The following is a 24,987-nucleotide window of genomic DNA, read 5'->3' as shown; positions in this document are numbered from 1 at the left end:
GCTACAGCAAGCTCTTGACATAGCTGTCAATGTCGCTGATGTATTTTTCTGTTCCTGGAACATCCTTCTCACGAATAAGATGTTCCAGCGTTTCACATAACTGCTTGCCGGGTACCAGATTTAGCATGGCAAATACGCCTTTAAGACGATGAGCCGTTTGGGCTAATGCAGCAAAGTCACTGGTTGCTGCTTCAGTATATAGCCTCTTAACATCATCCGGTACTGTGTCTACAAAGAGCGCATAATAGCCGCTGGCATGGAGTTGCGCATTTTCATCTCCACCCATAGGCGATTCTGTCACCTCTTCCTGCGCCAGTTGCACTTCAATTAATTGTAAGACTGCTTCCTGCATAGCATTGCTCATATTGAAATTGACGCACAATTGACCAGGCCCAATTTCCCGTACGCCAGACTCATCATCGCTTAAAAGCAAGCCAGAGGCAGTAAGATTAGACGGATTATCCGTTAAAAAGATATCATAATCCTGACTAATTAATCTTTCATCGGGTGTGATACAGGTTGCACCCCAATTTTCTAACTGGCGAGTGACAATATTCCGAATTTCTGTAGAAGTTACATCCACCATCACGGTGACATCATCCAGTAAACGTTCCTCTTCCTCTTCAACGTCCGGGTCTGCCGGGAGCATTTTGATATGCACGGAGTAGCGTGTACCAAGGCCGTCCCGTGTTTTGATGTTTAAATGACCGCCCAGTTTGCGCGCCAGTTGATCACTCAACCAGAATGCCAGCGGGTCTGCCTTACCATAGCGATCGCTCTGGGTCTGGTTGATGAACGGGAAATGCAAATTATCCATTTCATGAATACTTACACCATCTCCGGTGTCCAGAATACGGAAAGTCAGACGTTCTTCGGAGGATTCATCCTGATCAACCTCGAGGGTAATTTTCCCCAGTTGCGTTGAGGTGACGGCATATTGCATCAGCAGCAGTAAAATATGGCGTAAGGCATCACGATCGCCACGGCGCATGTCATGTGCTTTCAGATGATTGTTAATCAGTAGTTGCAGACCTTTGCGTTTGATCGCAGGCAATACAGAAGGCACCACTTCATCAATTAAATCCTGCACGGAGAAAAGCGCAGTCTCGCTCTTCCAGCTATCGTCCGCCAGCATGTTCGCTAACTGAATTTCATCAACCAGTCGTACTAATACGTCCGCCTGATTCGCCAGTTGTTTGCTTTCCGGCGAGTTAAGTTTTGCTGCGCTTTCTGCAAGCCCCCGGGCTGGCTCCTTCAGTGCGTTACCAATGTTTTGCATAAAAGCCATCCGGCCCTGCTGATTTTTCTCATACAGACGCTGTGCCTGCTTGAGTTTCTTGTTTACCAGCACTTCGCGATCCTGATCGCGAATAATGAAGATTTGTGTACGCGGCGCTACCTGGCTGCGGAACATGCGAATCTCATACAGTTCGTTATTAACAGTCGCCTGAATGATTCCCTGATGTTGCTCTGCCATAGTGGTGATATTTTGCAGATTCAAATGCGGTAGCAGATGGTCGGCAATCTTATTGCTTATTACTGTGCGATTCGATTCCTGATCGTGAACCAGCAGGCCGAGCGGTAGGAGTGACACAATCTCTTCATTTATTGCCCGCAAAATACGCAGTTCGTTATTCACTGCAGTACTGGGGGCTCTTTCCGTGGTGCGGCCGGAGAAATGGCGAAAGGTGGTATAACCAAAAAGCGCCAGCGCCAGCAAACCGATGTTCAGTAGCAGTGGCAGCAGAATGTTTTGCAATGTATCCAGCAGTAAAGTGCCGTAAGGAACCTGCCAGACCAATCGCATATCGGTGGAGTTGAGCGCCGAAGAGATTTCAATTTTAGAACTGTTGAAGTTAATGCTGACGCTGTCTGCGGCTTCTTTCTCATTATTATTGTTACCCGTTGCGCCCGCTTCTGGCTCAAGACGGAAGCTATCCAGCGGCATCCCCGGCGGGATCAGGTCATTAATAGGCAGATCAAATGCAACCACCGTCGCCAGATGTCCTGGCTGGTTAAAGGTGGTACGCAAGGTAAAGTAATGGCCGTTCTGCCAGGCAAGACGACGCAGATTAGAAAAACTTTCGCGTTCATCCAGTGCATTGGCCTGTTGCAGCATCTCCGCGCGACGTGAGTCGACAATGTCACTGACGGTCGACTCTTTGAAACCAGAAGTGAGATCTTTTAATGGCAGAGTAGAGATCAACACCAGGCTGTTATCCTGGCCGTTCAGATAATACATCGACCACGGTACATTTTCTGCGCCCCATAATGTGTCCAGATAAGTAGACATTCGTTGGGTCATCTCAAGCGTTGAATTGTCGTGAGAACCAAAGATCAGGGCTTCTGTTTTGCGGCGTGGTTTTTCCAGATAATAGACATCCTGTTTCAGACGCGTCTCTTGCAAACCTTCACTGGTGGAAGACGAAGTCGTCGCAGCGATGTTGTCGTAGATCTGCCAGGTCACGTAACGCCAGGTATCGACACGCTTTTGTATAGCATGGGTAATGTCGACAATCTGGTAGCTTTTATCTTTTAGCCAGGTGTTGACGGCGCTTTGTACCATCACTCCCATCGTCACAAGTAACACAATGATCAACAGTAAAAAGAAGCGGGTAATGCTCCCCGGTAGGAGTGAAAAGCGGGTCGTGGCCGTTGTCTCTTTCTGACGCATTCGTGTTTATGACCTGTTAAAACTTCTCGAAGTGATAGGGCAGTATAAAGGGTATAGAGCGAAATTCCAGACTATTACCAGATAGATGGTTCTCTCTTCCCCAATGATATTTATCCTTTTGCACGATGGGAAAGAGATGTACATGCGGCATTTTTTTGTACAAATAATCTGCAAAAAGAACAAAGTTAATTACAAATAAGGAAAGATGGCGGGGAATTATAATATTGTTAATTTTATGTGAAATTATTAACAGTTGTTATAATTTTGCATGGGTAGCACAAGAAAATAAAAGTTGTGTAAAGAAGGGTAAAAAAAACCGGATGCGATGCATCCGGTTGAAATAGGGGTAAACAGACATTCAGAAATGAATGACGGTAATAAATAAAGTTAATGATGATAGCGAGACATATTTTAGTTGCGAGTGAAGATTTTGTTTTGGCATTCAGTGCTATCAACGACTTAAGAATAAGTTATTGATTTTAACCTTGAATTATTATTGCTTGATGTTAGGTGCTTATTTCGCCAATCATCAAGAATCTTAAAAAGTTCCATCACATTTACATTTTGAAACATCTATAGCGATAAATGAAACATCTTAAAAGTTTTAGTATCATATTCGTGTTGGATTATTCTGCATTTTTGGGGAGAATGGACTTGCCGACTGATTAATGAGGGTTAATCAGTATGCAGTGGCATAAAAAAGCAAATAAAGGCATATAACAGAGGGTTAATAACATGAAAGTTAAAGTACTGTCCCTCCTGGTCCCAGCTCTGCTGGTAGCAGGCGCAGCAAACGCTGCTGAAGTTTACAACAAAGACGGCAACAAATTAGATCTGTACGGTAAAGTAGACGGCCTGCACTATTTCTCTGACGACAAGTCTGTAGATGGCGACCAGACCTACATGCGTCTCGGCTTCAAAGGTGAAACTCAGGTTACTGACCAACTGACCGGTTATGGCCAGTGGGAATATCAGATCCAGGGCAACGCTCCGGAAAGCGAAAACAACTCCTGGACCCGTGTGGCATTCGCTGGTCTGAAATTCCAGGATATCGGTTCTTTCGACTACGGTCGTAACTACGGCGTTGTTTACGACGTAACTTCCTGGACCGACGTTCTGCCAGAATTCGGTGGCGACACCTACGGTTCTGACAACTTCATGCAGCAGCGTGGTAACGGCTTCGCGACCTACCGTAACACCGACTTCTTCGGTCTGGTTGACGGCCTGAACTTTGCTGTTCAGTATCAGGGTAAAAACGGTAGCGTAAGCGGCGAAGGCATGACCAACAACGCTCGTGGCGCTCTGCGTCAGAACGGCGACGGCGTTGGCGGTTCTATCACTTATGATTACGAAGGCTTCGGTATCGGTGCTGCAGTTTCCAGCTCCAAACGTACTGATGATCAGAACAGCGCTGCTTACATCGGTAACGGCGACCGTGCTGAAACCTACACTGGTGGTCTGAAATACGACGCGAACAACATCTACCTGGCTGCTCAGTACACCCAGACCTATAACGCAACTCGCGTAGGTTCCCTGGGTTGGGCGAACAAAGCACAGAACTTCGAAGCTGTTGCTCAGTACCAGTTCGACTTCGGTCTGCGTCCGTCTGTAGCATACCTGCAGTCTAAAGGTAAAAACCTGGGTGTCGTTGCTGGTCGTAACTACGACGACGAAGATATCCTGAAATATGTTGATGTTGGTGCTACCTACTACTTCAACAAAAACATGTCCACCTACGTTGACTACAAAATCAACCTGCTGGACGACAACCAGTTCACCCGCGCTGCTGGCATCAACACTGATGACATCGTAGCTCTGGGTCTGGTTTACCAGTTCTAATCTCGATTTATATCGAACAAAGGGCCTGCGGGCCCTTTTTTCATTGTTTTCAGCGTACAAACGCAGTCTTTTGGTGTACTCTTGCGACCGTTCGCATGAGGATAATCACGTATGGAAATGAACTTTACCCGTGTGGCATTGCTGGCTGCCGCGCTCTTGTTTGTTGGTTGCGATCAAAAACCACAACCCGCCAAACCCAACGCTCCTGAAGTTACCGTTCTTGAAGGCAAAACGATGGGAACCTTCTGGCGTGCCAGCATTCCGGGCATTGACGCCAAACGTAGTGTTGAACTCAAAGAGAAGATCCAGACTCAGTTGGATGCCGACGATCAGCTACTTTCGACTTATAAAAAAGATTCCGCGCTGATGCGTTTTAACGACTCGCAAAGTTTATCGCCGTGGCCGGTAAGTGAAGCGATGGCTGATATCGTCACCACTTCGCTACGCATTGGCGCAAAGACTGACGGTGCGATGGATATTACCGTCGGGCCGCTGGTGAATTTGTGGGGCTTTGGCCCGGAGCAACAGCCGGTACAAATCCCGACCCAGGAACAGATCGACGCGATGAAAGCCAAAACCGGCTTACAGCACCTGACGGTAATTAATCAGTTGCATCAGCAATATCTGCAAAAAGATGTGCCGGACTTATATGTCGATCTCTCCACCGTGGGTGAAGGTTATGCGGCAGATCATCTGGCGCGTCTCATGGAGCAGGAAGGTATTTCCCGCTATCTGGTGTCGGTTGGCGGCGCACTGAACAGCCGGGGCATGAATGGTGAAGGGCAGCCGTGGCGGGTGGCGATCCAAAAACCGACCGATAAAGAGAATGCGGTTCAGGCCGTGGTCGATATCAATGGCCACGGGATTAGCACCTCCGGTAGCTATCGCAACTATTACGAGCTGGACGGCAAACGCCTGTCCCATGTTATCGATCCGCAAACCGGGCGTCCCATCGAACATAATCTGGTGTCCGTGACGGTAATTGCCCCGACGGCGCTGGAGGCCGATGCCTGGGACACCGGGTTAATGGTTCTCGGGCCGGATAAAGCCAAAGAAATCGTTCGCCGGGAAGGGCTGGCGGTCTATATGATCACCAAAGAGGGCGATAGTTTTAAAACCTGGATGTCGCCGCAGTTTAAAAGCTTCCTTATCAGCGAAAAAAATTAAAGCGCAAGATTGTTGGTTTTTGCGTGATGGTGACCGGGCAGACTAGAGGCTATCCTTAACCAGGGAGCTGCTTATGAAAAACGCCACATGCTTAACTGACGATCAACGCTGGCAATCTGTCCTGGCCCGCGACCCGCACGCCGACGGCGAATTTGTTTTCGCCGTGCGTACCACGGGCATCTTTTGCCGCCCGTCTTGCCGCGCCAGACATGCCCTGCGGGAAAACGTCTCCTTTTATGCGGATGCCAGCGAGGCGCTTGCCGCAGGTTTTCGCCCCTGCAAACGTTGCCAGCCGGACAAAGCCAATGCCCGGCAAGACCGGTTGGATAAAATCACCCATGCTTGTCGGCTGCTGGAACAAGAAACGCCCGTGACGCTGGAGGCTTTAGCCGACCAGGTGGCGATGAGTCCATTCCACTTACACCGTTTATTTAAAGCTACGACCGGAATGACACCAAAAGCCTGGCAACAGGCCTGGCGCGCTCGTCGCTTGCGCGAATCGTTAACGAAAGGGGAGAGCGTCACCCAGGCGATTCTCCACGCCGGATTTCCCGACGGCAGCAGTTACTACCGTAAAGCCGACGAAACGCTGGGCATGACGGCTAAACAGTTTCGTCATGGTGGCGAAAACCTGGCTGTTCGTTATGCGCTGGCCGATTGTTCGCTGGGGCGTTGCCTGGTGGCGGAAAGCGAGCGGGGGATTTGCGCGATTTTACTGGGCGATGACGATGCGACATTAATTGGCGAGCTACAGCAGATGTTTCCTGCCGCCGACAACGCCCCTGCTGATCCGACATTTCAGCAACATGTGCGCGAGGTCATCGCCAGCCTTAATAACCGTAATACGCCGCTGACGTTACCGTTGGATATTCGCGGCACTGCTTTCCAACAACAAGTCTGGCAAGCATTGCGTTCCATTCCTTGTGGTGAAACAGTGAGTTACCAGCGACTGGCAAATTCCATCGGCAAACCAACAGCGGTGCGTGCAGTGGCAAGTGCTTGTGCCGCCAATAAGTTAGCGATCGTTATACCTTGTCATCGGGTGGTACGTGGCGATGGCGCACTTTCCGGTTACCGCTGGGGTGTTTCGCGTAAAGCGCAATTGCTACGTCGCGAAGCTGAAAATGAGGAGAGGTAATGCTGGATCTGTTCACTGATGCTGAACCCTGGCAAGAACCGCTGGCTTCCGGCGCAGTGATCCTGCGCCGTTTTGCTTTTGATATCGCAGAAGATCTGATGCAGGAAATTAACGGTGTCGCCAACCAGTCGCCGTTTCGCCAGATGGTTACACCGGGTGGGTATACCATGTCGGTGGCAATGACTAACTGTGGACGTCTTGGCTGGACGACTAACCAGCAAGGCTATCTCTATTCGCCTATTGATCCACAAACAAATAAGCCGTGGCCCGCCATGCCGCAAGGCTTTCGTGATTTGTGCCAACGGGCAGCAACGGCGGCGGGGTATCCCGATTTCCAGCCTGACGCTTGCCTTATCAACCGCTACGTCCCTGGCGCGAAACTGTCATTGCATCAGGATAAAGACGAGCCGGATCTGCGCGCGCCAATTGTTTCTGTTTCTCTGGGACTGCCTGCAATTTTCCAGTTTGGCGGCTTGAAACGTAATGATCCGCTAAAACGTCTGTTGCTGGAACATGGCGATGTGGTGGTGTGGGGCGGTGAGTCACGGCTGTTTTATCACGGTATTCAATCGCTAAAAGCGGGATTTCATCCACTGACCGCCGACTGTCGCTACAACCTGACCTTTCGCCAGGCAGGTAAAGAAGAATAAAAATAAGAATTATTATTGCTGTGTGCGCGGAGATGTTTAAACTGCGGGCTGTAATTCATTGTCCGGGTTTTCTGCATGGAACTTCTTGTACTTGTCTGGCGGCAGTATCGCTGGCCATTTATCAGTGTGATGGCGCTCAGCCTCGCCAGTGCGGCGTTAGGTATTGGCTTAATTGCTTTTATCAATCAGCGTCTTATCGAAACGGCAGATACCAGTTTGCTGGTGTTGCCGGAGTTTCTGGGTTTATTGCTGCTGTTGATGGCGGTAACACTGGGATCGCAACTGGCGCTCACCACGCTGGGCCATCATTTCGTTTACCGACTGCGTAGCGAATTTATCAAGCGGATTCTGGATACCCACGTCGAGCGCATTGAACAACTGGGCAGTGCCTCATTGCTGGCGGGGTTAACCAGCGATGTGCGCAATATCACCATCGCTTTTGTGCGCTTACCTGAACTGGTGCAGGGTATCATTCTCACTGTGGGTTCGGCGGCGTATCTGTGGATGCTGTCGGGTAAAATGTTGCTGGTAACGGCGATCTGGATGGCAATCACCATCTGGGGTGGTTTTTTGTTGGTGGCGCGGGTGTACAAACATATGGCGACCCTGCGAGAAACCGAAGACAAGCTGTACACGGATTTTCAAACTGTACTGGAAGGGCGCAAAGAGCTGACCCTGAACCGCGAGCGCGCCGAGTACGTTTTTAACAATCTCTACATCCCCGATGCGCAAGAATATCGCCATCATATTATTCGTGCTGATACATTCCATCTTAGTGCCGTGAACTGGTCGAACATTATGATGCTGGGCGCAATAGGCCTGGTGTTCTGGATGGCAAACAGTCTCGGTTGGGCTGATACCAACGTTGCGGCGACTTATTCGCTGACGCTGTTGTTCCTGCGTACACCGCTGCTTTCGGCGGTTGGTGCGTTGCCGACGCTGCTGACGGCACAGGTGGCGTTCAACAAGCTGAACAAATTCGCGCTCGCGCCTTTTAAAGCGGAGTTTCCGCGCCCGCAGGCGTTTCCCAACTGGCAAACCCTGGAGCTGCGTAACGTGACGTTTAGTTATCAGGATAATGCTTTTTCCGTTGGCCCGATTAACCTCACTATTAAACGTGGCGAACTGCTGTTCCTGATTGGTGGCAACGGTAGCGGTAAATCGACGCTGGCGATGTTGCTGACGGGGTTGTATCAGCCGCAAAGCGGTGAAATTTTGCTGGATGGCAACCCCATCAGCGCTGAAAAACCAGAAGATTATCGCAAGCTGTTTTCCGCCGTGTTTACCGATGTCTGGTTGTTTGATCAACTGCTGGGGCCGGAGGGTAAAACCGCAAATCCACAACTGGTTGAGAAGTGGTTAGATCAGTTGAAAATGGGTCATAAGCTTGAGTTAAGTAACGGGCGTATTCTTAACCTGAAGTTATCGAAAGGGCAGAAGAAACGCGTGGCGTTGTTGCTGGCACTGGCAGAAGAACGCGACATAATCCTGTTGGATGAATGGGCAGCGGATCAGGATCCACACTTCCGCCGTGAGTTTTATCAGGTATTACTGCCGCTGATGCAGGAGATGGGCAAAACGATTTTCGCCATCAGTCATGACGACCACTATTTTATTCACGCCGACCGCCTGCTGGAAATGCGCAGTGGGCTGCTTAGCGAACTAACCGGCGAAGAGCGTGATGCCGCTTCGCGTGATGCCGTTGCCCGGACGGCATGATATTTTGACGCTTACCTGACGGACTTCTGCTGCCAGGTAAGCGTTCCCTTCGTTTCTAATAACCTTATAATTAATCAACGAAATCATAATGTTTATAAAAATAGAAGATAAATTATAAACATTATTTAAATGTTGTTACTTAAGTGTTAACGTTGATGCCGCGCAAATCTCACCTGCAATAAAGCGACTAAAAGTAAGGCATTAACAAGATGAAAAAAGTGACTGCCATGCTCTTCTCGATGGCCGTGGGGCTTAATGCCGTTTCAATGACGGCAAAAGCGAAAGCGTCCGAGGAGCAGGAAACTGATGTACTGTTGATTGGCGGCGGCATTATGAGCGCCACGTTGGGGACCTATTTACGGGAACTGGAGCCTGAATGGTCGATGACCATGGTAGAGCGCCTGGAGGGTGTCGCGCAGGAGAGTTCGAACGGCTGGAACAACGCCGGAACCGGGCATTCTGCGCTGATGGAACTCAATTACACCCCGCAAAACGCCGATGGCAGCATCAGTATTGAAAAAGCAGTCGCCATTAACGAAGCATTCCAGATTTCCCGCCAGTTCTGGGCGCACCAGGTCGAGCGCGGCGTGCTGCGTACCCCGCGTTCATTTATCAATACCGTTCCGCATATGAGCTTTGTCTGGGGCGAAGATAACGTCAATTTCCTGCGTGCCCGTTACGCGGCATTGCAACAAAGTTCGCTGTTTCGCGGTATGCGTTACTCTGAAGATCACGCGCAAATCAAGGAGTGGGCACCGTTAGTGATGGAAGGGCGTGATCCACAACAGAAAGTGGCGGCTACGCGTACAGAAATTGGCACCGATGTGAACTACGGTGAGATCACCCGTCAGTTGATCGCCTCATTACAGAAGAAATCTAACTTCTCGCTGCAACTCAGCAGCGAAGTCCGCGCTATCAAACGTAATGACGATAACACCTGGACCGTCACCGTTGCCGATCTGAAAAACGGCACCGCACAGAACATCCGTGCGAAATTTGTTTTTATCGGCGCGGGTGGCGCGGCACTGAAACTGTTGCAGGAGTCCGGTATTCCGGAAGCGAAAGAATACGCCGGTTTCCCGGTGGGTGGTCAGTTCCTCGTTTCGGAAAACCCGGATGTGGTTAATCACCATCTGGCGAAGGTCTATGGTAAAGCATCCGTTGGCGCGCCGCCGATGTCAGTTCCGCATATCGATACCCGTGTACTGGACGGTAAACGCGTGGTGCTGTTCGGGCCATTTGCTACCTTCTCAACCAAATTTCTCAAAAATGGTTCGCTGTGGGATCTGATGAGTTCCACCACCACCTCTAACGTGATGCCGATGATGCACGTCGGGCTGGATAATTTCGATCTGGTGAAATATCTGGTGAGTCAGGTGATGTTGAGTGAAGAGGATCGTTTTGAAGCGTTGAAAGAGTACTACCCACAAGCGAAAAAAGAGGACTGGCGTTTGTGGCAAGCGGGACAGCGCGTGCAGATTATCAAACGTGATGCCGATAAAGGCGGCGTGCTGCGTCTGGGTACAGAAGTGGTCAGCGACCAGCAAGGAACCATTGCTGCGCTGCTCGGCGCATCGCCGGGGGCATCTACCGCTGCGCCGATTATGTTGAGTCTGTTGGAAAAAGTGTTTGGTGATCGTGTTTCCAGCCCACAATGGCAGGCCACGCTGAAAGCGATTGTTCCGTCTTATGGCAGCAAGCTGAACGGTGATGCGGCGGCAACAGAACGTGAATTGCAGTACACCAGCGAAGTTCTGAGCCTGAAATATGATAAGCCGCAGGCGGCAGATAGCACGCCGAAAGCGCAGTTGAAACCGCAACCAGTACAAAAAGAAGTGGCGGATATTGCGTTGTAATGGTGCGCCGCATCCGGCAACTGGCTCGGGCGTTAGATGCCGGATGCGGCGTAACCGCCTTATCCGACCTACGGGGGCAGCACTTCGCAGCGGCGTAGGCCTGATAAGACGCGCAGCGTCGCATCAGACAACTGGCTCCGGCGTTAGATGTCGGATGCGGCGTAACCGCCTTATCCGACCTACGGGGGGCAGCACTTCACAGCGGCGTAGGCCTGATAAGACGCGCAGCGTCGCATCAGGCAACCGGCCAGGGCGTTAGATGTCGGATGCGGCGTAACCGCCTTATCCGACCTACGGGGGGCAGCACTTCACAGCGGCGTAGGCCTGATAAGACGCGCAGCGTCGCATCAGACAACTGGCTCGGGCGTTAGATGTCGGATGCGGCGTAACCGCCTTATCCGACCTGCGGAGTGCAGCACTTCACAGCGGCGTAGGCCTGATAAGACGCGCAGCGTCGCATCAGGCAACCGGCTCGGGCGTTAGATGCCGGATGCGGCATAACCGTCTTATCCGATCTACGGGGGGCAGCACTTCACAGCGGCGTAGGCCTGATAAGACGCGCAGCGTCGCATCAGGCAACCGGCCAGGACGTTAGATGTCGAATGCGGCGTAACCGCCTTATCCGACCTGCGGGGTGCAGCACTTCGCAGCGGCGTAGGCCTGATAAGACGCGCAGCGTCGCATCAGACAACCGGCCAGGGCGTTAGATGTCGGATGCGGCGTAACCGCCTTATCCGACCTACGGGGGGCAGCACTTCACAGCGGCGTAGGCCTGATAAGACGCGCAGCGTCGCATCAGGCAACCGGCCAGGGCGTTAGATGTCGAATGCGGCGTAACCGCCTTATCCGACCTGCGGAGTGCAGCACTTCACATTCGTTTAGCGAACTACCGCGTTCTCAATCTTCTCTTCCGCCTTCCAGACGCGGTATTTCACATCCACATTGTCTGGTGTATACACCACGATCGGCAGCTTGCTGTTGTAACGCAGCATTCCGGCATCACCCAGATACGCGGTAACAAATTTCTTCTCTTTCTTGCCATCCGGACAGGCCATCATCGTCGAAACCGGGGAGCTAACTTTATCAAAGACATAATAATCATAGCCCCAGCCTTCCAGCGTTTTGCTTTCCAGTTTTCCGCCAAGACGATGCAGATTGCAATCGACCTCTAGCGTCTGACCGATCAACAGTTCTACTTTCAGGGTAGATTCATCTTCTTGCGGGGTTAACTGAATCACCTGACGCTTCATCCCTTTTTCGGCTTGCGGATAAGGGGCAATTTTTTCCAGCGGCTGGATGCTTTCTGCCGCCCAGGCAGAGGTCGTGGCAAAAGCGGCAAACAACACTGCAGGTAGAATGGTCTTCATTTTGTTTTCCTTTCTTCATTTATAGGTTTTTCACCGATGATGTCGCTGAAGGTTAACATATTCATCAAATTTATTAATTTGCTTTATGAATAACTTAAGGAATATTCAGACAACTTTACCTTCTCTTTTGGTGTTATATGCTGATGAATGGTTAAGCCTGAAGAAATATATTTGGTGAATTTATCGCTATATAAATTTATTTATAACCATTTGAAATGTGAGCAAAAGACCGTTTTTGCCAGTCTTCCCACCACTCTTTTGATCCTACTACAGGTTTTACCCCGATCGGGGTATGCATCTTTGACACATCCTTTAATATCTTAGCGGCTATAAAAATGGCTTATTAATTATGCGGTTTATTTGGTCGCTCTCCGTTTTCAGAGCGCGTTAATGATGGAAGGTCAATGTGAAGATTGATGTATCCCGTCGGGGCATACTCACTGGTCGCTGGCGCAAAGCCAGTAACGGTATCCGTCCGCCCTGGTCTGGTGATGAATCTCATTTTCTGACCCATTGTACCCGCTGCGACGCCTGTATTAATGCTTGTGAAAACAACATTCTGCAACGTGGTGCGGGCGGCTATCCGAGCGTTAATTTCAAAAACAACGAGTGCAGTTTCTGTTATGCCTGTGCGCAGGCTTGCCCCGAATCACTATTTTCTCCGCGCCACACCAGGGCCTGGGATTTGCTGTTCACCATCGGGGAGACGTGCCTGGCGTATCAGGCAGTCGAATGCCGTCGCTGTCAGGATAGCTGTGAACCAATGGCCATTATCTTTCGCCCGACGCTTTCCGGGATCTACCAGCCGCAACTTAATAGCCAACTTTGCAACGGATGTGGAGCATGTGCAGCTAGTTGTCCGGTATCAGCCATTACTGCGGAGTATCTCCATGCACACTAACTGGCAAGTTTGCAGCCTGGTCGTTCAGGCCAAAAGCGAACGAATTTCAGACATCAGCACCCAACTGAACGCCTTTGATGGCTGTGAAGTCGCTGTCAGCGACGCGCCGAGTGGTCAGTTGATAGTGGTGGTGGAAGCAGAAGACAGCGAAACGCTAATTCAAACCATTGAGTCAGTACGCAACGTAGAAGGCGTGCTGGCGGTGTCGCTGGTTTATCACCAGCAGGAAGAGCAAGGTGAGGAAACACCATGAAACTCAGTCGTCGTAGCTTTATGAAAGCTAACGCCGTTGCGGCCGCTGCGGCGGCTGCCGGTCTCAGCGTGCCGGGCGTTGCCCGCGCCGTTGTTGGTCAGCAGGAAGCCATTAAATGGGATAAAGCGCCATGCCGTTTTTGCGGTACTGGTTGTGGCGTTCTGGTCGGAACGCAACAGGGGCGTGTGGTGGCCTGTCAGGGCGACCCGGACGCACCGGTTAACCGTGGTCTGAACTGCATTAAGGGCTATTTCCTGCCCAAAATTATGTACGGTAAAGACCGTTTGACGCAGCCGCTTCTGCGTATGAAAAACGGTAAATATGACAAAGAAGGCGAGTTCACCCCAATCACCTGGGATCAAGCCTTTGATGTGATGGAAGAGAAATTCAAAACCGCCCTGAAAGAAAAAGGGCCGGAGTCGATCGGTATGTTCGGTTCTGGTCAGTGGACTATCTGGGAAGGTTATGCCGCGTCCAAGTTGTTCAAAGCGGGCTTCCGTTCTAACAACATCGACCCGAACGCACGCCACTGTATGGCGTCGGCGGTCGTTGGCTTTATGCGTACCTTTGGTATGGATGAGCCGATGGGCTGCTATGACGACATCGAACAGGCTGACGCGTTTGTGCTGTGGGGCGCGAACATGGCGGAGATGCACCCGATCCTCTGGTCGCGCATTACCAACCGTCGTCTCTCTAACCAGAACGTCACCGTGGCGGTGCTTTCTACTTACCAGCATCGTAGCTTTGAACTGGCGGATAACGGCATCATCTTTACGCCGCAGTCTGACCTGGTGATCCTGAACTATATCGCCAACTATATCATTCAAAACAATGCGATAAATCAGGACTTCTTCAGCAAACACGTCAATCTGCGTAAAGGGGCGACGGACATCGGCTACGGTTTACGTCCAACCCATCCGCTGGAAAAAGCGGCGAAAAATCCGGGTTCCGATGCTTCCGAGCCGATGAGCTTTGAAGATTACAAAGCCTTTGTTGCCGAATATACGCTGGAAAAAACCGCTGAAATGACCGGCGTGCCAAAAGATCAGTTGGAACAACTGGCGCAACTGTATGCCGATCCGAACAAGAAAGTCATCTCCTACTGGACGATGGGTTTCAACCAGCATACCCGCGGCGTGTGGGCCAACAACCTGGTCTACAACCTGCATCTGCTGACCGGCAAAATTTCCCAGCCGGGTTGCGGTCCGTTCTCCCTCACGGGTCAGCCTTCCGCGTGTGGTACTGCGCGTGAAGTGGGCACCTTTGCTCACCGTCTGCCAGCGGACATGGTGGTGACCAACGAGAAACACCGTGATATCTGCGAGAAGAAGTGGAATATCCCGAGCGGCACCATTCCGGCAAAAATCGGTCTGCACGCGGTAGCACAAGACCGTGCGCTGAAAGACGGCACGCTGAATGTTTACTGGACCATGTGTACCAATAACATGCAGGCCGGGCCGAACATTAATGAAGAGCGTATGCCGGGCTGGCGCGATCCGCGCAACTTTATCATCGTTTCCGATCCATATCCGACAGTCAGTGCGCTGGCCGCGGACTTGATTCTGCCGACAGCAATGTGGGTAGAGAAAGAGGGGGCTTACGGTAACGCAGAACGCCGTACTCAGTTCTGGCGTCAACAGGTACAGGCACCGGGCGAAGCAAAATCGGATCTCTGGCAGTTAGTCCAGTTCTCCCGCCGCTTCAAAACTGAAGAAGTGTGGCCGGAAGAGCTGCTGGCGAAGAAACCGGAGCTGCGTGGCAAAACGCTGTACGAGGTACTGTATGCCACCCCGGAAGTGAGCAAATTCCCGGTATCCGAACTGGCAGAAGATCAACTTAATGATGAATCCCGCGAGCTGGGCTTCTATCTGCAAAAAGGGCTGTTCGAAGAGTACGCATGGTTTGGCCGCGGTCACGGTCACGATCTGGCTCCGTTCGATGACTACCACAAAGCACGCGGCCTGCGCTGGCCGGTAGTTAACGGTAAAGAAACGCAGTGGCGTTACAGTGAAGGCAACGACCCGTATGTGAAAGCGGGCGAAGGCTACAAGTTCTACGGTAAACCGGATGGCAAAGCGGTGATCTTCGCACTGCCGTTTGAACCGGCGGCGGAAGCTCCGGATGAAGAATACGATCTGTGGCTCTCTACCGGGCGCGTACTGGAGCACTGGCATACCGGCAGTATGACTCGCCGTGTACCAGAACTGCACCGTGCCTTCCCGGAAGCGGTCCTGTTTATTCACCCGCTGGATGCGAAAGCGCGTGACCTGCGTCGTGGTGACAAAGTGAAAGTGGTTTCTCGTCGTGGCGAAGTGATCTCGATTGTCGAAACGCGCGGTCGTAACCGTCCGCCGCAGGGCCTGGTGTATATGCCGTTCTTCGACGCCGCACAGTTGGTTAACAAACTGACGCTGGACGCGACCGATCCGCTCTCGAAAGAGACGGACTTTAAGAAGTGCGCGGTCAAACTGGAGAAGGTGTAAGCCATTATGTCCCGGTCAGCGAAACCTCAAAATGGTCGCCGCCGCTTTCTGCGCGATGTCGTTCGCACAGCAGGCGGGCTGGCTGCCGTGGGTGTGGCGCTGGGGTTACAACAGCAAACCGCACGTGCATCTGGCGTGCGGTTGCGCCCGCCCGGAGCCATAAACGAGAACGCCTTTGCCAGTGCCTGTGTGCGTTGCGGGCAGTGTGTTCAGGCTTGCCCTTACGACACCTTAAAGCTGGCGACGTTGGCCTCTGGCCTGTCGGCGGGCACGCCGTACTTTGTGGCGCGCGATATTCCTTGCGAAATGTGTGAGGACGTACCGTGTGCCAAAGTGTGCCCGAGTGGTGCGCTGGATCGTGAAATCGAATCGATCGACGACGCGCGGATGGGACTGGCAGTGCTGGTGGATCAGGAGAACTGCCTCAACTTTCAGGGGCTGCGCTGCGATGTCTGTTATCGCGAATGCCCGAAAATTGATGAGGCGATTACCCTGGAACTGGAGCGCAACACGCGTACCGGTAAACACGCCCGTTTTCTGCCAACGGTTCACAGCGATGCCTGCACCGGCTGCGGTAAGTGCGAAAAAGTGTGCGTACTGGAGCAACCGGCAATCAAGGTGTTACCGCTGTCACTGGCGAAAGGGGAGTTAGGTCACCATTACCGCTTCGGCTGGCTGGAGGGGAACGATGGCAAATCGTAAACGTGACGCCGGGCGCGAGGCGCTGGCGAAAAAAGGCTGGTGGCGTAGTCACCGTTGGCTGGTGTTGCGTCGCCTTTGTCAGTTCTTCGTACTGGGAATGTTTTTGAGCGGCCCGTGGTTTGGTGTGTGGATCTTGCACGGCAACTATAGCAGTAGCTTGTTACTCGACACCATTCCGCTGACCGATCCGCTGATGACGCTGCAAAGCCTTGCCAGCGGTCATCTACCTGCCACAGTGGCGTTGACCGGCGCAGTAATTATCACTGTGCTCTACGCCCTGGCAGGAAAGCGATTATTTTGCAGTTGGGTCTGTCCGCTGAACCCGATTACCGATTTAGCAAACTGGTTACGCAGGCGATTTGACCTCAATCAGTCTGCGACGATCCCGCGGCACATTCGCTACGTGCTGCTGGTCGTCATACTGGTGGGATCGGCCTTAACCGGCACACTCATCTGGGAATGGATTAACCCTGTTTCCCTGATGGGGCGCAGCCTGGTAATGGGATTCGGCAGCGGCGCGCTGCTTATTCTCGCGCTGTTTTTATTTGATCTACTGGTCGTTGAACACGGCTGGTGCGGTCACATTTGCCCGGTCGGTGCGCTGTATGGCGTGTTGGGTAGCAAAGGTATTGTTACCGTTGCGGCTACCGATCGGCAGAAATGTAACCGCTGTATGGATTGTTTTCATGTTTGCCCGGAACCGCATGTACTACGTGCCCCGGTGCTGGATGAACAAAGCCCGGTGCAGGTCACCAGCCGCGATTGCATGACGTGCGGTCGCTGCGTGGATGTCTGTTCTGAGGATGTATTTACAATAACTACACGATGGAGTTCGGGAGCGAAATCATGAAAAGCCATGACCTGAAGAAAGCGCTGTGTCAATGGACGGCGATGCTGGCCCTGGTGGTGAGCGGCGCGGTTTGGGCGGCTAATGGCGTCGATTTTAGCCAGTCGCCGGAAGTATCCGGGACGCAGGAAGGGGCCATTCGGATGCCAAAAGAGCAGGATCGGATGCCGCTGAACTATGTGAATCAGCCGCCGATGATCCCGCATAGCGTTGAAGGTTATCAGGTAACGACCAATACCAACCGCTGCTTACAGTGCCACGGTGTCGAGAGCTATCGCACCACTGGCGCGCCGCGCATCAGTCCAACTCACTTTATGGACAGCGATGGCAAGGTAGGTGCGGAAGTGGCTCCGCGTCGTTACTTCTGTCTGCAATGTCACGTGCCGCAGGCCGATACCGCGCCAATCGTGGGGAATACCTTCACCCCATCAAAAGGTTACGGGAAATAAGAGGTTATTATGGGAAATTCTGACCGTAAGCCTGGCCTGATTAAGCGCCTGTGGAAATGGTGGCGTACTCCCAGTCGTCTGGCGCTGGGTACGCTGCTGTTGATCGGTTTTGTTGGCGGTATTGTCTTCTGGGGCGGCTTTAACACCGGAATGGAAAAAGCCAATACCGAAGAGTTCTGCATTAGCTGCCACGAAATGCGCAATACGGTGTATCAGGAATACATGGATTCCGTGCATTACAACAACCGTAGTGGCGTGCGTGCGACCTGTCCGGATTGTCACGTTCCGCACGAGTTTGTGCCGAAAATGATACGCAAGCTCAAAGCAAGTAAAGAGCTGTATGGTAAAATTTTTGGCGTTATTGACACGCCGCAAAAGTTTGAAGCTCATCGCCTGACTATGGCACAGAATGAGTGGCGGCGGATGAAGGACAATAACTCGCAGGAGTGTCGTAACTGTCACAACTTCGAGTATATGGATACAACCGCCCAGAAAGGTGTTGCCGCGAAGATGCACGCTCAGGCGGTGAAAGACGGGCAAACCTGTATTGACTGCCATAAAGGGATAGCGCACAAGCTGCCTGATATGCGTGAAGTCGAACCAGGTTTTTAACAGGGTTATTGCGTGGGTATGCTTGAAGCCAGAGAATTACTCTGCGAGCGGGATGAACGCACTTTATTTAGTGGTTTGTCATTTACGCTGAATGCAGGAGAGTGGGTACAAATCACCGGCAGCAACGGCGCGGGGAAGACAACGCTTCTCCGTTTGCTGACGGGGTTGTCTCGCCCTGATGCGGGTGAAGTTCTCTGGCAAGGGCAGCCCTTGCATCAGGTACGCGATAGCTACCATCAAAACCTGTTATGGATAGGCCATCAGCCGGGGATCAAAACCCGGCTGACGGCGTTAGAAAATCTGCACTTTTATCATCGCGATGGTGATACCGCACACTGTCTGGACGCTCTGGCGCAGGCCGGGCTTGCCGGATTCGAAGATATTCCCGTGAATCAACTCTCTGCCGGGCAACAACGCCGCGTTGCGCTGGCGCGTCTGTGGCTGACCCGTGCCACCTTGTGGATCCTCGACGAACCGTTTACCGCGATTGACGTTAACGGCGTCGATCATCTGACCCAGCGTATGGCACAGCATACGGAGCAGGGGGGGATTGTGATTCTTACTACTCACCAACCGCTCAACGTTGCCGAAAGTAAAATCCGCCGCATATCTCTGACGAAAACGAGGGGCGTATGATGTTCTGGCGCATTTTCCGTCTTGAGCTGCGCGTAGCGTTTCGCCATAGCGCCGAAATCGCCAACCCGCTGTGGTTTTTCCTGATTGTTATTACCCTTTTTCCGCTCAGTATCGGTCCGGAGCCGCAACTGCTGGCACGTATTGCACCGGGCATTATTTGGGTGGCAGCGCTGCTTTCTTCCTTACTGGCGCTGGAGCGACTGTTCCGTGACGATTTGCAGGACGGCAGTCTTGAACAACTGATGTTGTTGCCGTTACCCTTGCCCGCCGTTGTGCTGGCGAAGGTGATGGCGCACTGGATGGTAACCGGTTTACCGTTACTTATCCTCTCGCCACTGGTGGCATTGCTACTGGGAATGGACGTTTATGGCTGGCAAGTGATGGCGCTGACGCTGCTGTTGGGAACTCCAACGCTGGGATTTCTCGGTGCTCCGGGCGTGGCGCTGACAGTGGGACTTAAACGCGGTGGCGTGCTGCTCAGCATACTGGTGTTACCGCTGACCATCCCATTACTCATCTTTGCTACCGCCGCGATGGACGCGGCTTCGATGCATTTGCCCGTTGACGGGTATCTGGCAATTTTAGGCGCGTTGCTGGCAGGCACCGCGACATTAAGTCCTTTTGCGACGGCGGCAGCGTTACGAATCAGCATTCAATAACGCTGGATTACTGATTTTTGTTCGAGTCTGGTATCGAAACTATGTGGAAAACACTGCATCAACTGGCGATCCCACCACGGCTGTACCAAATCTGTGGCTGGTTTATACCGTGGCTGGCAATCGCCAGTGTGGTCGTGCTTACCGTTGGCTGGATCTGGGGATTCGGCTTCGCTCCGGCTGATTATCAGCAGGGAAATAGCTACCGCATTATCTATCTGCATGTGCCTGCGGCGATCTGGTCGATGGGCATTTATGCCTCAATGGCGGTGGCGGCGTTTATCGGCCTTGTCTGGCAGATGAAAATGGCCAATCTGGCGGTGGCGGCGATGGCTCCCATTGGTGCCGTGTTTACCTTTATTGCCCTGGTTACCGGTTCCGCATGGGGAAAACCGATGTGGGGGACCTGGTGGGTATGGGACGCACGTCTGACCTCTGAACTGGTGTTGCTGTTTCTGTATGTTGGTGTGATTGCGCTGTGGCACGCTTTCGACGATCGCCGTCTGGCGGGGCGTGCGGCGGGGATCCTGGTGCTGATTGGTGTAGTAAACCTGCCGATTATTCATTACTCCGTGGAGTGGTGGAACACCCTGCATCAGGGATCAACGCGGATGCAGCAAAGTATCGATCCGGCGATGCGTTCGCCGCTGCGCTGGTCGATTTTTGGTTTCCTGCTGCTGTCTGCCACGCTGACGCTAATGCGGATGCGTAATTTGATTTTGCTGATGGAAAAACGCCGTCCGTGGGTGAGTGAACTGATACTGAAAAGAGGCCGTAAATGACCCCTGCATTTGCTTCCTGGAATGAATTTTTCGCAATGGGCGGTTACGCCTTTTTTGTCTGGCTGGCGGTAGTGATGACTGTTATTCCGCTGGTGGTGTTGGTCGTGCACTCGGTGATGCAGCATCGCGCAATTCTGCGTGGCGTGGCGCAACAACGGGCGCGTGAGGCGCGTTTACGTGCTGCGCAACAGCAGGAGGCTGCATGAATATTCGCCGTAAAAACCGCTTGTGGATTGCCTGTGCCGTGCTGGCGGGGCTGGCGCTGACTATCGGTCTGGTGCTGTATGCGCTGCGCTCGAATATCGATCTTTTCTATACGCCGGGGGAAATTCTCTACGGCAAGCGTGAAACCCAGCAGATGCCGGAAGTCGGTCAGCGTCTGCGCGTCGGCGGGATGGTGATGCCGGGTAGCGTGCAGCGCGATCCTGACTCGCTGAAAGTGACCTTCACCATTTACGATGCTGAAGGCTCAGTGGATGTCTCTTACGAAGGCATTCTGCCGGACCTGTTCCGTGAAGGGCAGGGCGTTGTGGTGCAGGGCGAACTGGAAAAAGGCAATCATATCCTCGCGAAAGAAGTACTGGCGAAACACGATGAAAACTACACACCGCCAGAAGTCGAGAAAGCGATGGAAGCTAATCACCGTCGCCCGGCCAGTGTTTATAAGGATCCAGCATCATGATGCCGGAAATTGGTAACGGACTGCTGTGCCTGGCATTAGGGATTGCGCTGCTGCTGTCCGTCTATCCTTTGTGGGGCGTGGCGCGTGGAGATGCGCGCATGATGGCCTCTTCTCGCTTGTTTGCCTGGTTGCTGTTTATGTCTGTGGCTGGCGCATTTCTGGTGCTGGTCAATGCGTTCGTGGTGAACGACTTCACCGTCACCTACGTGGCCAGCAACTCTAATACCCAGCTTCCGGTGTGGTATCGCGTGGCGGCCACCTGGGGCGCGCATGAAGGCTCGCTGCTGCTGTGGGTGCTGCTGATGAGCGGCTGGACCTTTGCGGTAGCGATTTTTAGCCAGCGTATTCCGCTGGATATCGTTGCCCGCGTACTGGCGATAATGGGAATGGTCTGCGTCGGCTTTTTGCTGTTCATTCTCTTTACCTCTAACCCGTTCTCCCGCACGCTGCCGAACTTCCCGATTGAAGGGCGTGATCTTAACCCGCTGTTGCAGGATCCAGGGCTGATCTTCCATCCGCCTCTGCTCTATATGGGTTACGTCGGTTTCTCGGTGGCGTTTGCTTTTGCCATTGCATCTTTATTGAGCGGACGTCTGGACAGCACCTACGCACGTTTTACCCGTCCCTGGACGCTGGCGGCGTGGATCTTCCTGACGCTTGGCATCGTACTTGGTTCTGCGTGGGCTTATTACGAACTTGGTTGGGGCGGCTGGTGGTTCTGGGATCCAGTAGAAAACGCCTCGTTTATGCCGTGGCTGGTGGGTACTGCGCTGATGCACTCGCTGGCGGTGACTGAACAACGTGCCAGCTTCAAAGCGTGGACATTATTGCTGGCAATCAGTGCCTTCTCGTTGTGTCTGCTGGGAACTTTCCTTGTGCGCTCCGGCGTGCTGGTATCGGTACATGCATTTGCGTCTGACCCGGCGCGCGGCATGTTTATCCTCGCCTTTATGGTGCTGGTGATTGGCGGTTCGCTGCTGCTGTTTGCCGCGCGTGGACACAAAGTTCGCTCACGCGTAAACAATGCGCTGTGGTCGCGGGAATCTCTGTTGTTAGCGAACAACGTTTTGCTGGTCGCCGCGATGCTGGTGGTACTGCTGGGGACGCTGCTGCCGCTGGTGCATAAGCAGCTCGGGCTGGGCAGCATTTCGATTGGCGAACCGTTCTTCAACACCATGTTTACCTGGCTGATGGTGCCGTTTGCGTTGTTGCTTGGCGTTGGCCCGCTGGTGCGCTGGGGGCGCGATCGTCCGCGTAAAATCCGCAATTTGTTGATTATCGCCTTTATTAGCACGCTGGCGTTGTCGTTGCTGTTGCCGTGGCTGTTCGAAAGCAAAGTCGTGGCGATGACGGTACTCGGTCTGGCAATGGCCTGCTGGATTGGTGTGCTGGCGATTGCCGAAGCGGCGCTGCGTATTTCGCGTGGCACCAAAACAACCTTCAGCTACTGGGGAATGGTGGCGGCCCACCTGGGGCTTGCAGTGACAATTGTTGGTATCGCCTTCAGTCAGAACTATAGCGTTGAGCGTGACGTACGCATGAAGTCTGGCGATAGCGTCGATATTCATGAGTATCGTTTCACATTCCGCGACGTAAAAGACGTTAGCGGTCCGAACTGGCGTGGCGGCGTGGCGACAATCGGCGTGACGCGTGACGGCAAACCGGAAACGGTGTTGTATGCAGAAAAACGTTATTACAACACCGCTGGTTCGATGATGACCGAAGCGGCAATTGACGGCGGCATCACCCGTGACCTGTACGCGGCGCTCGGTGAAGAGCTGGAAAACGGTGCGTGGGCTGTACGTCTTTACTACAAACCGTTTGTTCGCTGGATCTGGGCGGGCGGACTGATGATGGCGTTGGGGGGGCTACTGTGCCTGTTTGATCCTCGTTATCGCAAGCGCGTGAACCCGCAAAAAACTGCGCCGGAGGCTGTATGAAGCGCAAAGTATTGTTAATTCCTTTGATTATCTTCCTGGCGATTGCTGCAGCGTTGCTGTGGCAATTGGCACGTAATGCTGAAGGAGATGATCCGACCAATCTGGAATCGGCGCTTATTGGCAAGCCAGTGCCGAAGTTTCGCCTTGAATCACTGGATAATCCAGGTCAGTTTTATCAGGCGGACGTGCTGACTCAGGGCAAGCCGGTGCTGCTGAACGTCTGGGCGACCTGGTGCCCGACCTGCCGTGCGGAACATCAATACCTGAATCAGCTTTCTGCGCAGGGTATCCGCGTGGTCGGTATGAACTATAAAGACGACAGGCAGAAAGCGATTAGCTGGCTGAAAGAGTTGGGTAATCCTTACGCGTTAAGTCTGTTTGACGGCGACGGCATGTTAGGGCTGGATCTCGGTGTCTATGGCGCGCCAGAAACGTTCCTCATCGACGGCAACGGCATCATTCGCTATCGCCATGCGGGCGATCTCAATCCCCGCGTCTGGCAAGAAGAGATCAAGCCGCTATGGGAGAAATACAGTAAGGAGGCCGCACAATGAGGTTTTTATTGGGCGTGCTGATGCTGATGATCTCCAGCTCGGCACTGGCGACCATCGACGTGTTGCAGTTTAAGGATGAAGCACAGGAACAACAGTTCCGTCAGCTCACTGAAGAACTGCGCTGCCCGAAATGCCAGAACAACAGCATTGCCGATTCCAACTCGATGATTGCCACCGACCTGCGACAGAAAGTGTACGAACTGATGCAGGAAGGCAAGAGTAAGAAAGAGATTGTTGATTATATGGTGGCGCGTTACGGCAACTTCGTTACTTACGATCCGCCGTTAACGCCGCTGACCGTGCTGCTGTGGGTGCTACCGGTGGTGGCTATTGGCATTGGCGGTTGGGTGATTTACTCCCGTTCGCGGCGTCGGGTGCATGTGGCGCAGGAGGAGTTTCCCGAACAAAGCATGCCGGAAGGTAAGCGTGCCGGATATGTTGTTTATCTGCCGGGTATTGTGGTGGCGTTAGTTGTGGCTGGCGTCAGTTACTACCAGACCGGCAATTATCAGCAGGTAAAAGCCTGGCAGCAGGCCATGGTGCAGGCTCCGGCACTGCTGGACAGGGCGCTGGATCCGAAAGCTGAACCGTTGAATGAAGAAGAGATGTCGCGCCTCGCGCTGGGGATGCGTACTCAACTGCAAAAAAATCCGGGAGATATTGAAGGCTGGATTATGCTGGGTCGCATTGGGATGGCGCTGGGTAATGCCAGTATTGCGACCGATGCGTATGCTAACGCGTATCGCCTCGACCCGAAAAATAGTGATGCGGCGCTGGGTTATGCTGAAGCACTGACGCGTTCTTCTGATCCCAACGACAACCGCCTGGGTGGAGAGTTGCTACGCCAACTGGTGAGAAGCGACCACAGCAATATTCGTGTGTTAAGCATGTATGCGTTTAACGCCTTTGAACAGCAGCGATTTGGCGAAGCCGTTGCTGCGTGGGAGATGATGTTGAAGCTCTTACCCGCCAACGATACCCGTCGAGCGGTGATTGAACGCAGTATCGCGCAGGCGATGCAGCATTTGTCGCCGCAACAAAGTAAATAAGAAGAGGCCCGATGGTGACGCCATCGGGCTT

Annotated in this window: 23 protein-coding genes and 1 pseudogene; 21 read left to right on the top strand and 3 right to left on the bottom strand. The window is 52.8% G+C overall.

Going from position 1 to position 24,987, the window contains the following annotated elements; genetic code table 11:
- Position 1: 1 nt before the first annotated feature.
- Positions 2–2,674, bottom strand: coding sequence for a phosphotransferase RcsD (rcsD, locus tag A9587_RS00335; protein ID WP_001516742.1), 2,673 nt, complete (start codon positions 2,672–2,674; stop codon positions 2–4).
- Between the two features lie 735 nt (positions 2,675–3,409).
- On the opposite strand from rcsD, the gene ompC reads away from it, so the two are divergent.
- The 6 genes from ompC (at position 3,410) to mqo (ending at position 11,043) form a co-directional block, all read left to right on the top strand.
- Positions 3,410–4,513 (top strand): porin OmpC, encoded by a 1,104-nt coding sequence (gene ompC / locus A9587_RS00320; protein WP_105263877.1) that lies wholly within the window; start codon positions 3,410–3,412, stop codon positions 4,511–4,513.
- A 111-nt stretch (positions 4,514–4,624) separates the two neighbouring features.
- Complete coding sequence (gene apbE, locus A9587_RS00315) at positions 4,625–5,680, top strand: FAD:protein FMN transferase ApbE (RefSeq protein ID WP_000425712.1); 1,056 nt, start codon at positions 4,625–4,627, stop codon at positions 5,678–5,680.
- A gap of 73 nt (positions 5,681–5,753) precedes the next feature.
- On the top strand, positions 5,754–6,818 hold the full coding sequence (ada, locus tag A9587_RS00310) for a bifunctional DNA-binding transcriptional regulator/O6-methylguanine-DNA methyltransferase Ada (protein ID WP_105263876.1): 1,065 nt from the start codon (positions 5,754–5,756) through the stop codon (positions 6,816–6,818).
- On the top strand, positions 6,818–7,468 hold the full coding sequence (gene alkB, locus A9587_RS00305; protein ID WP_000885047.1) for a DNA oxidative demethylase AlkB: 651 nt from the start codon (positions 6,818–6,820) through the stop codon (positions 7,466–7,468). Before ada ends, alkB begins: the two co-directional genes overlap by 1 nt.
- 75 nt (positions 7,469–7,543) lie before the next feature.
- On the top strand, positions 7,544–9,187 hold the full coding sequence (yojI, locus tag A9587_RS00300) for a microcin J25 efflux ABC transporter YojI (RefSeq protein ID WP_001516738.1): 1,644 nt from the start codon (positions 7,544–7,546) through the stop codon (positions 9,185–9,187).
- Between the two features lie 209 nt (positions 9,188–9,396).
- A complete protein-coding gene (mqo, locus tag A9587_RS00295; RefSeq protein ID WP_000758095.1) occupies positions 9,397–11,043 on the top strand; it encodes a malate dehydrogenase (quinone) in 1,647 nt (548 codons plus the stop codon).
- Positions 11,044–11,921: 878 nt separating this feature from the next.
- On the opposite strand, the gene eco is transcribed toward mqo, so the two are convergent.
- Positions 11,922–12,410, bottom strand: coding sequence for a serine protease inhibitor ecotin (eco, locus tag A9587_RS00290; RefSeq protein ID WP_016248975.1), 489 nt, complete (start codon positions 12,408–12,410; stop codon positions 11,922–11,924).
- 199 nt (positions 12,411–12,609) lie between these two features.
- A pseudogene (locus A9587_RS25380) lies at positions 12,610–12,708 on the bottom strand (hypothetical protein); the annotation flags it as partial.
- 108 nt (positions 12,709–12,816) lie between these two features.
- Between A9587_RS25380 and napF the strand changes: the two are divergent.
- From napF to ccmH, 15 genes are read left to right on the top strand one after another with little or no spacing between them, the layout of a single operon-like run.
- Complete coding sequence (gene napF, locus A9587_RS00285) at positions 12,817–13,311, top strand: ferredoxin-type protein NapF (protein ID WP_000687310.1); 495 nt, start codon at positions 12,817–12,819, stop codon at positions 13,309–13,311.
- Entirely contained in the window at positions 13,301–13,564 is a 264-nt protein-coding gene (gene napD / locus A9587_RS00280) for a chaperone NapD (RefSeq protein ID WP_000557372.1), read from the top strand. The genes napF and napD overlap by 11 nt, the downstream gene beginning before the upstream one ends.
- Positions 13,561–16,047 (top strand): periplasmic nitrate reductase subunit alpha, encoded by a 2,487-nt coding sequence (napA, locus tag A9587_RS00275; RefSeq protein WP_001516733.1) that lies wholly within the window; start codon positions 13,561–13,563, stop codon positions 16,045–16,047. Before napD ends, napA begins: the two co-directional genes overlap by 4 nt.
- A gap of 6 nt (positions 16,048–16,053) precedes the next feature.
- On the top strand, positions 16,054–16,749 hold the full coding sequence (gene napG, locus A9587_RS00270) for a ferredoxin-type protein NapG (protein WP_000091299.1): 696 nt from the start codon (positions 16,054–16,056) through the stop codon (positions 16,747–16,749).
- A complete protein-coding gene (napH, locus tag A9587_RS00265) occupies positions 16,736–17,599 on the top strand; it encodes a quinol dehydrogenase ferredoxin subunit NapH (protein WP_000013486.1) in 864 nt (287 codons plus the stop codon). Before napG ends, napH begins: the two co-directional genes overlap by 14 nt.
- On the top strand, positions 17,596–18,045 hold the full coding sequence (napB, locus tag A9587_RS00260; protein ID WP_000835174.1) for a nitrate reductase cytochrome c-type subunit: 450 nt from the start codon (positions 17,596–17,598) through the stop codon (positions 18,043–18,045). The genes napH and napB overlap by 4 nt, the downstream gene beginning before the upstream one ends.
- A gap of 9 nt (positions 18,046–18,054) precedes the next feature.
- Positions 18,055–18,657 carry a cytochrome c-type protein NapC gene (napC, locus tag A9587_RS00255; protein ID WP_000528371.1) on the top strand — a complete coding sequence of 201 codons (603 nt, stop codon included), beginning with the start codon at positions 18,055–18,057 and terminating at the stop codon, positions 18,655–18,657.
- A gap of 12 nt (positions 18,658–18,669) precedes the next feature.
- The gene (gene ccmA, locus A9587_RS00250; protein ID WP_077633357.1) at positions 18,670–19,293 is read left to right on the top strand and encodes a cytochrome c biogenesis heme-transporting ATPase CcmA; all 624 of its coding nucleotides are present in this window, start codon (positions 18,670–18,672) and stop codon (positions 19,291–19,293) included.
- Entirely contained in the window at positions 19,290–19,952 is a 663-nt protein-coding gene (gene ccmB / locus A9587_RS00245; RefSeq protein WP_000971724.1) for a heme exporter protein CcmB, read from the top strand. The genes ccmA and ccmB overlap by 4 nt, the downstream gene beginning before the upstream one ends.
- Before the next feature lie 41 nt (positions 19,953–19,993).
- The gene (gene ccmC, locus A9587_RS00240; RefSeq protein WP_001295447.1) at positions 19,994–20,731 is read left to right on the top strand and encodes a heme exporter protein CcmC; all 738 of its coding nucleotides are present in this window, start codon (positions 19,994–19,996) and stop codon (positions 20,729–20,731) included.
- Positions 20,728–20,937 carry a heme exporter protein CcmD gene (ccmD, locus tag A9587_RS00235; RefSeq protein WP_000186540.1) on the top strand — a complete coding sequence of 70 codons (210 nt, stop codon included), beginning with the start codon at positions 20,728–20,730 and terminating at the stop codon, positions 20,935–20,937. Before ccmC ends, ccmD begins: the two co-directional genes overlap by 4 nt.
- On the top strand, positions 20,934–21,413 hold the full coding sequence (gene ccmE, locus A9587_RS00230) for a cytochrome c maturation protein CcmE (protein ID WP_001026411.1): 480 nt from the start codon (positions 20,934–20,936) through the stop codon (positions 21,411–21,413). The genes ccmD and ccmE overlap by 4 nt, the downstream gene beginning before the upstream one ends.
- On the top strand, positions 21,410–23,353 hold the full coding sequence (gene ccmF, locus A9587_RS00225) for a cytochrome c-type biogenesis heme lyase CcmF (protein WP_085449084.1): 1,944 nt from the start codon (positions 21,410–21,412) through the stop codon (positions 23,351–23,353). Before ccmE ends, ccmF begins: the two co-directional genes overlap by 4 nt.
- Positions 23,350–23,907 (top strand): thiol:disulfide interchange protein DsbE, encoded by a 558-nt coding sequence (gene dsbE / locus A9587_RS00220; protein WP_000824445.1) that lies wholly within the window; start codon positions 23,350–23,352, stop codon positions 23,905–23,907. The genes ccmF and dsbE overlap by 4 nt, the downstream gene beginning before the upstream one ends.
- Positions 23,904–24,956, top strand: coding sequence for a cytochrome c-type biogenesis thiol:disulfide oxidoreductase CcmH (gene ccmH, locus A9587_RS00215; RefSeq protein WP_001211603.1), 1,053 nt, complete (start codon positions 23,904–23,906; stop codon positions 24,954–24,956). The genes dsbE and ccmH overlap by 4 nt, the downstream gene beginning before the upstream one ends.
- The last annotated feature ends 31 nt before the right edge of the window (positions 24,957–24,987 follow it).

This window comes from Escherichia sp. MOD1-EC6162, from assembly GCF_002965125.1.
GTDB classification, from domain to species: domain Bacteria; phylum Pseudomonadota; class Gammaproteobacteria; order Enterobacterales; family Enterobacteriaceae; genus Escherichia; species Escherichia marmotae.
The sequence above is the reverse complement of the archived record's forward strand: the minus strand, read 5'-3'. Positions and strand labels throughout refer to the sequence as shown.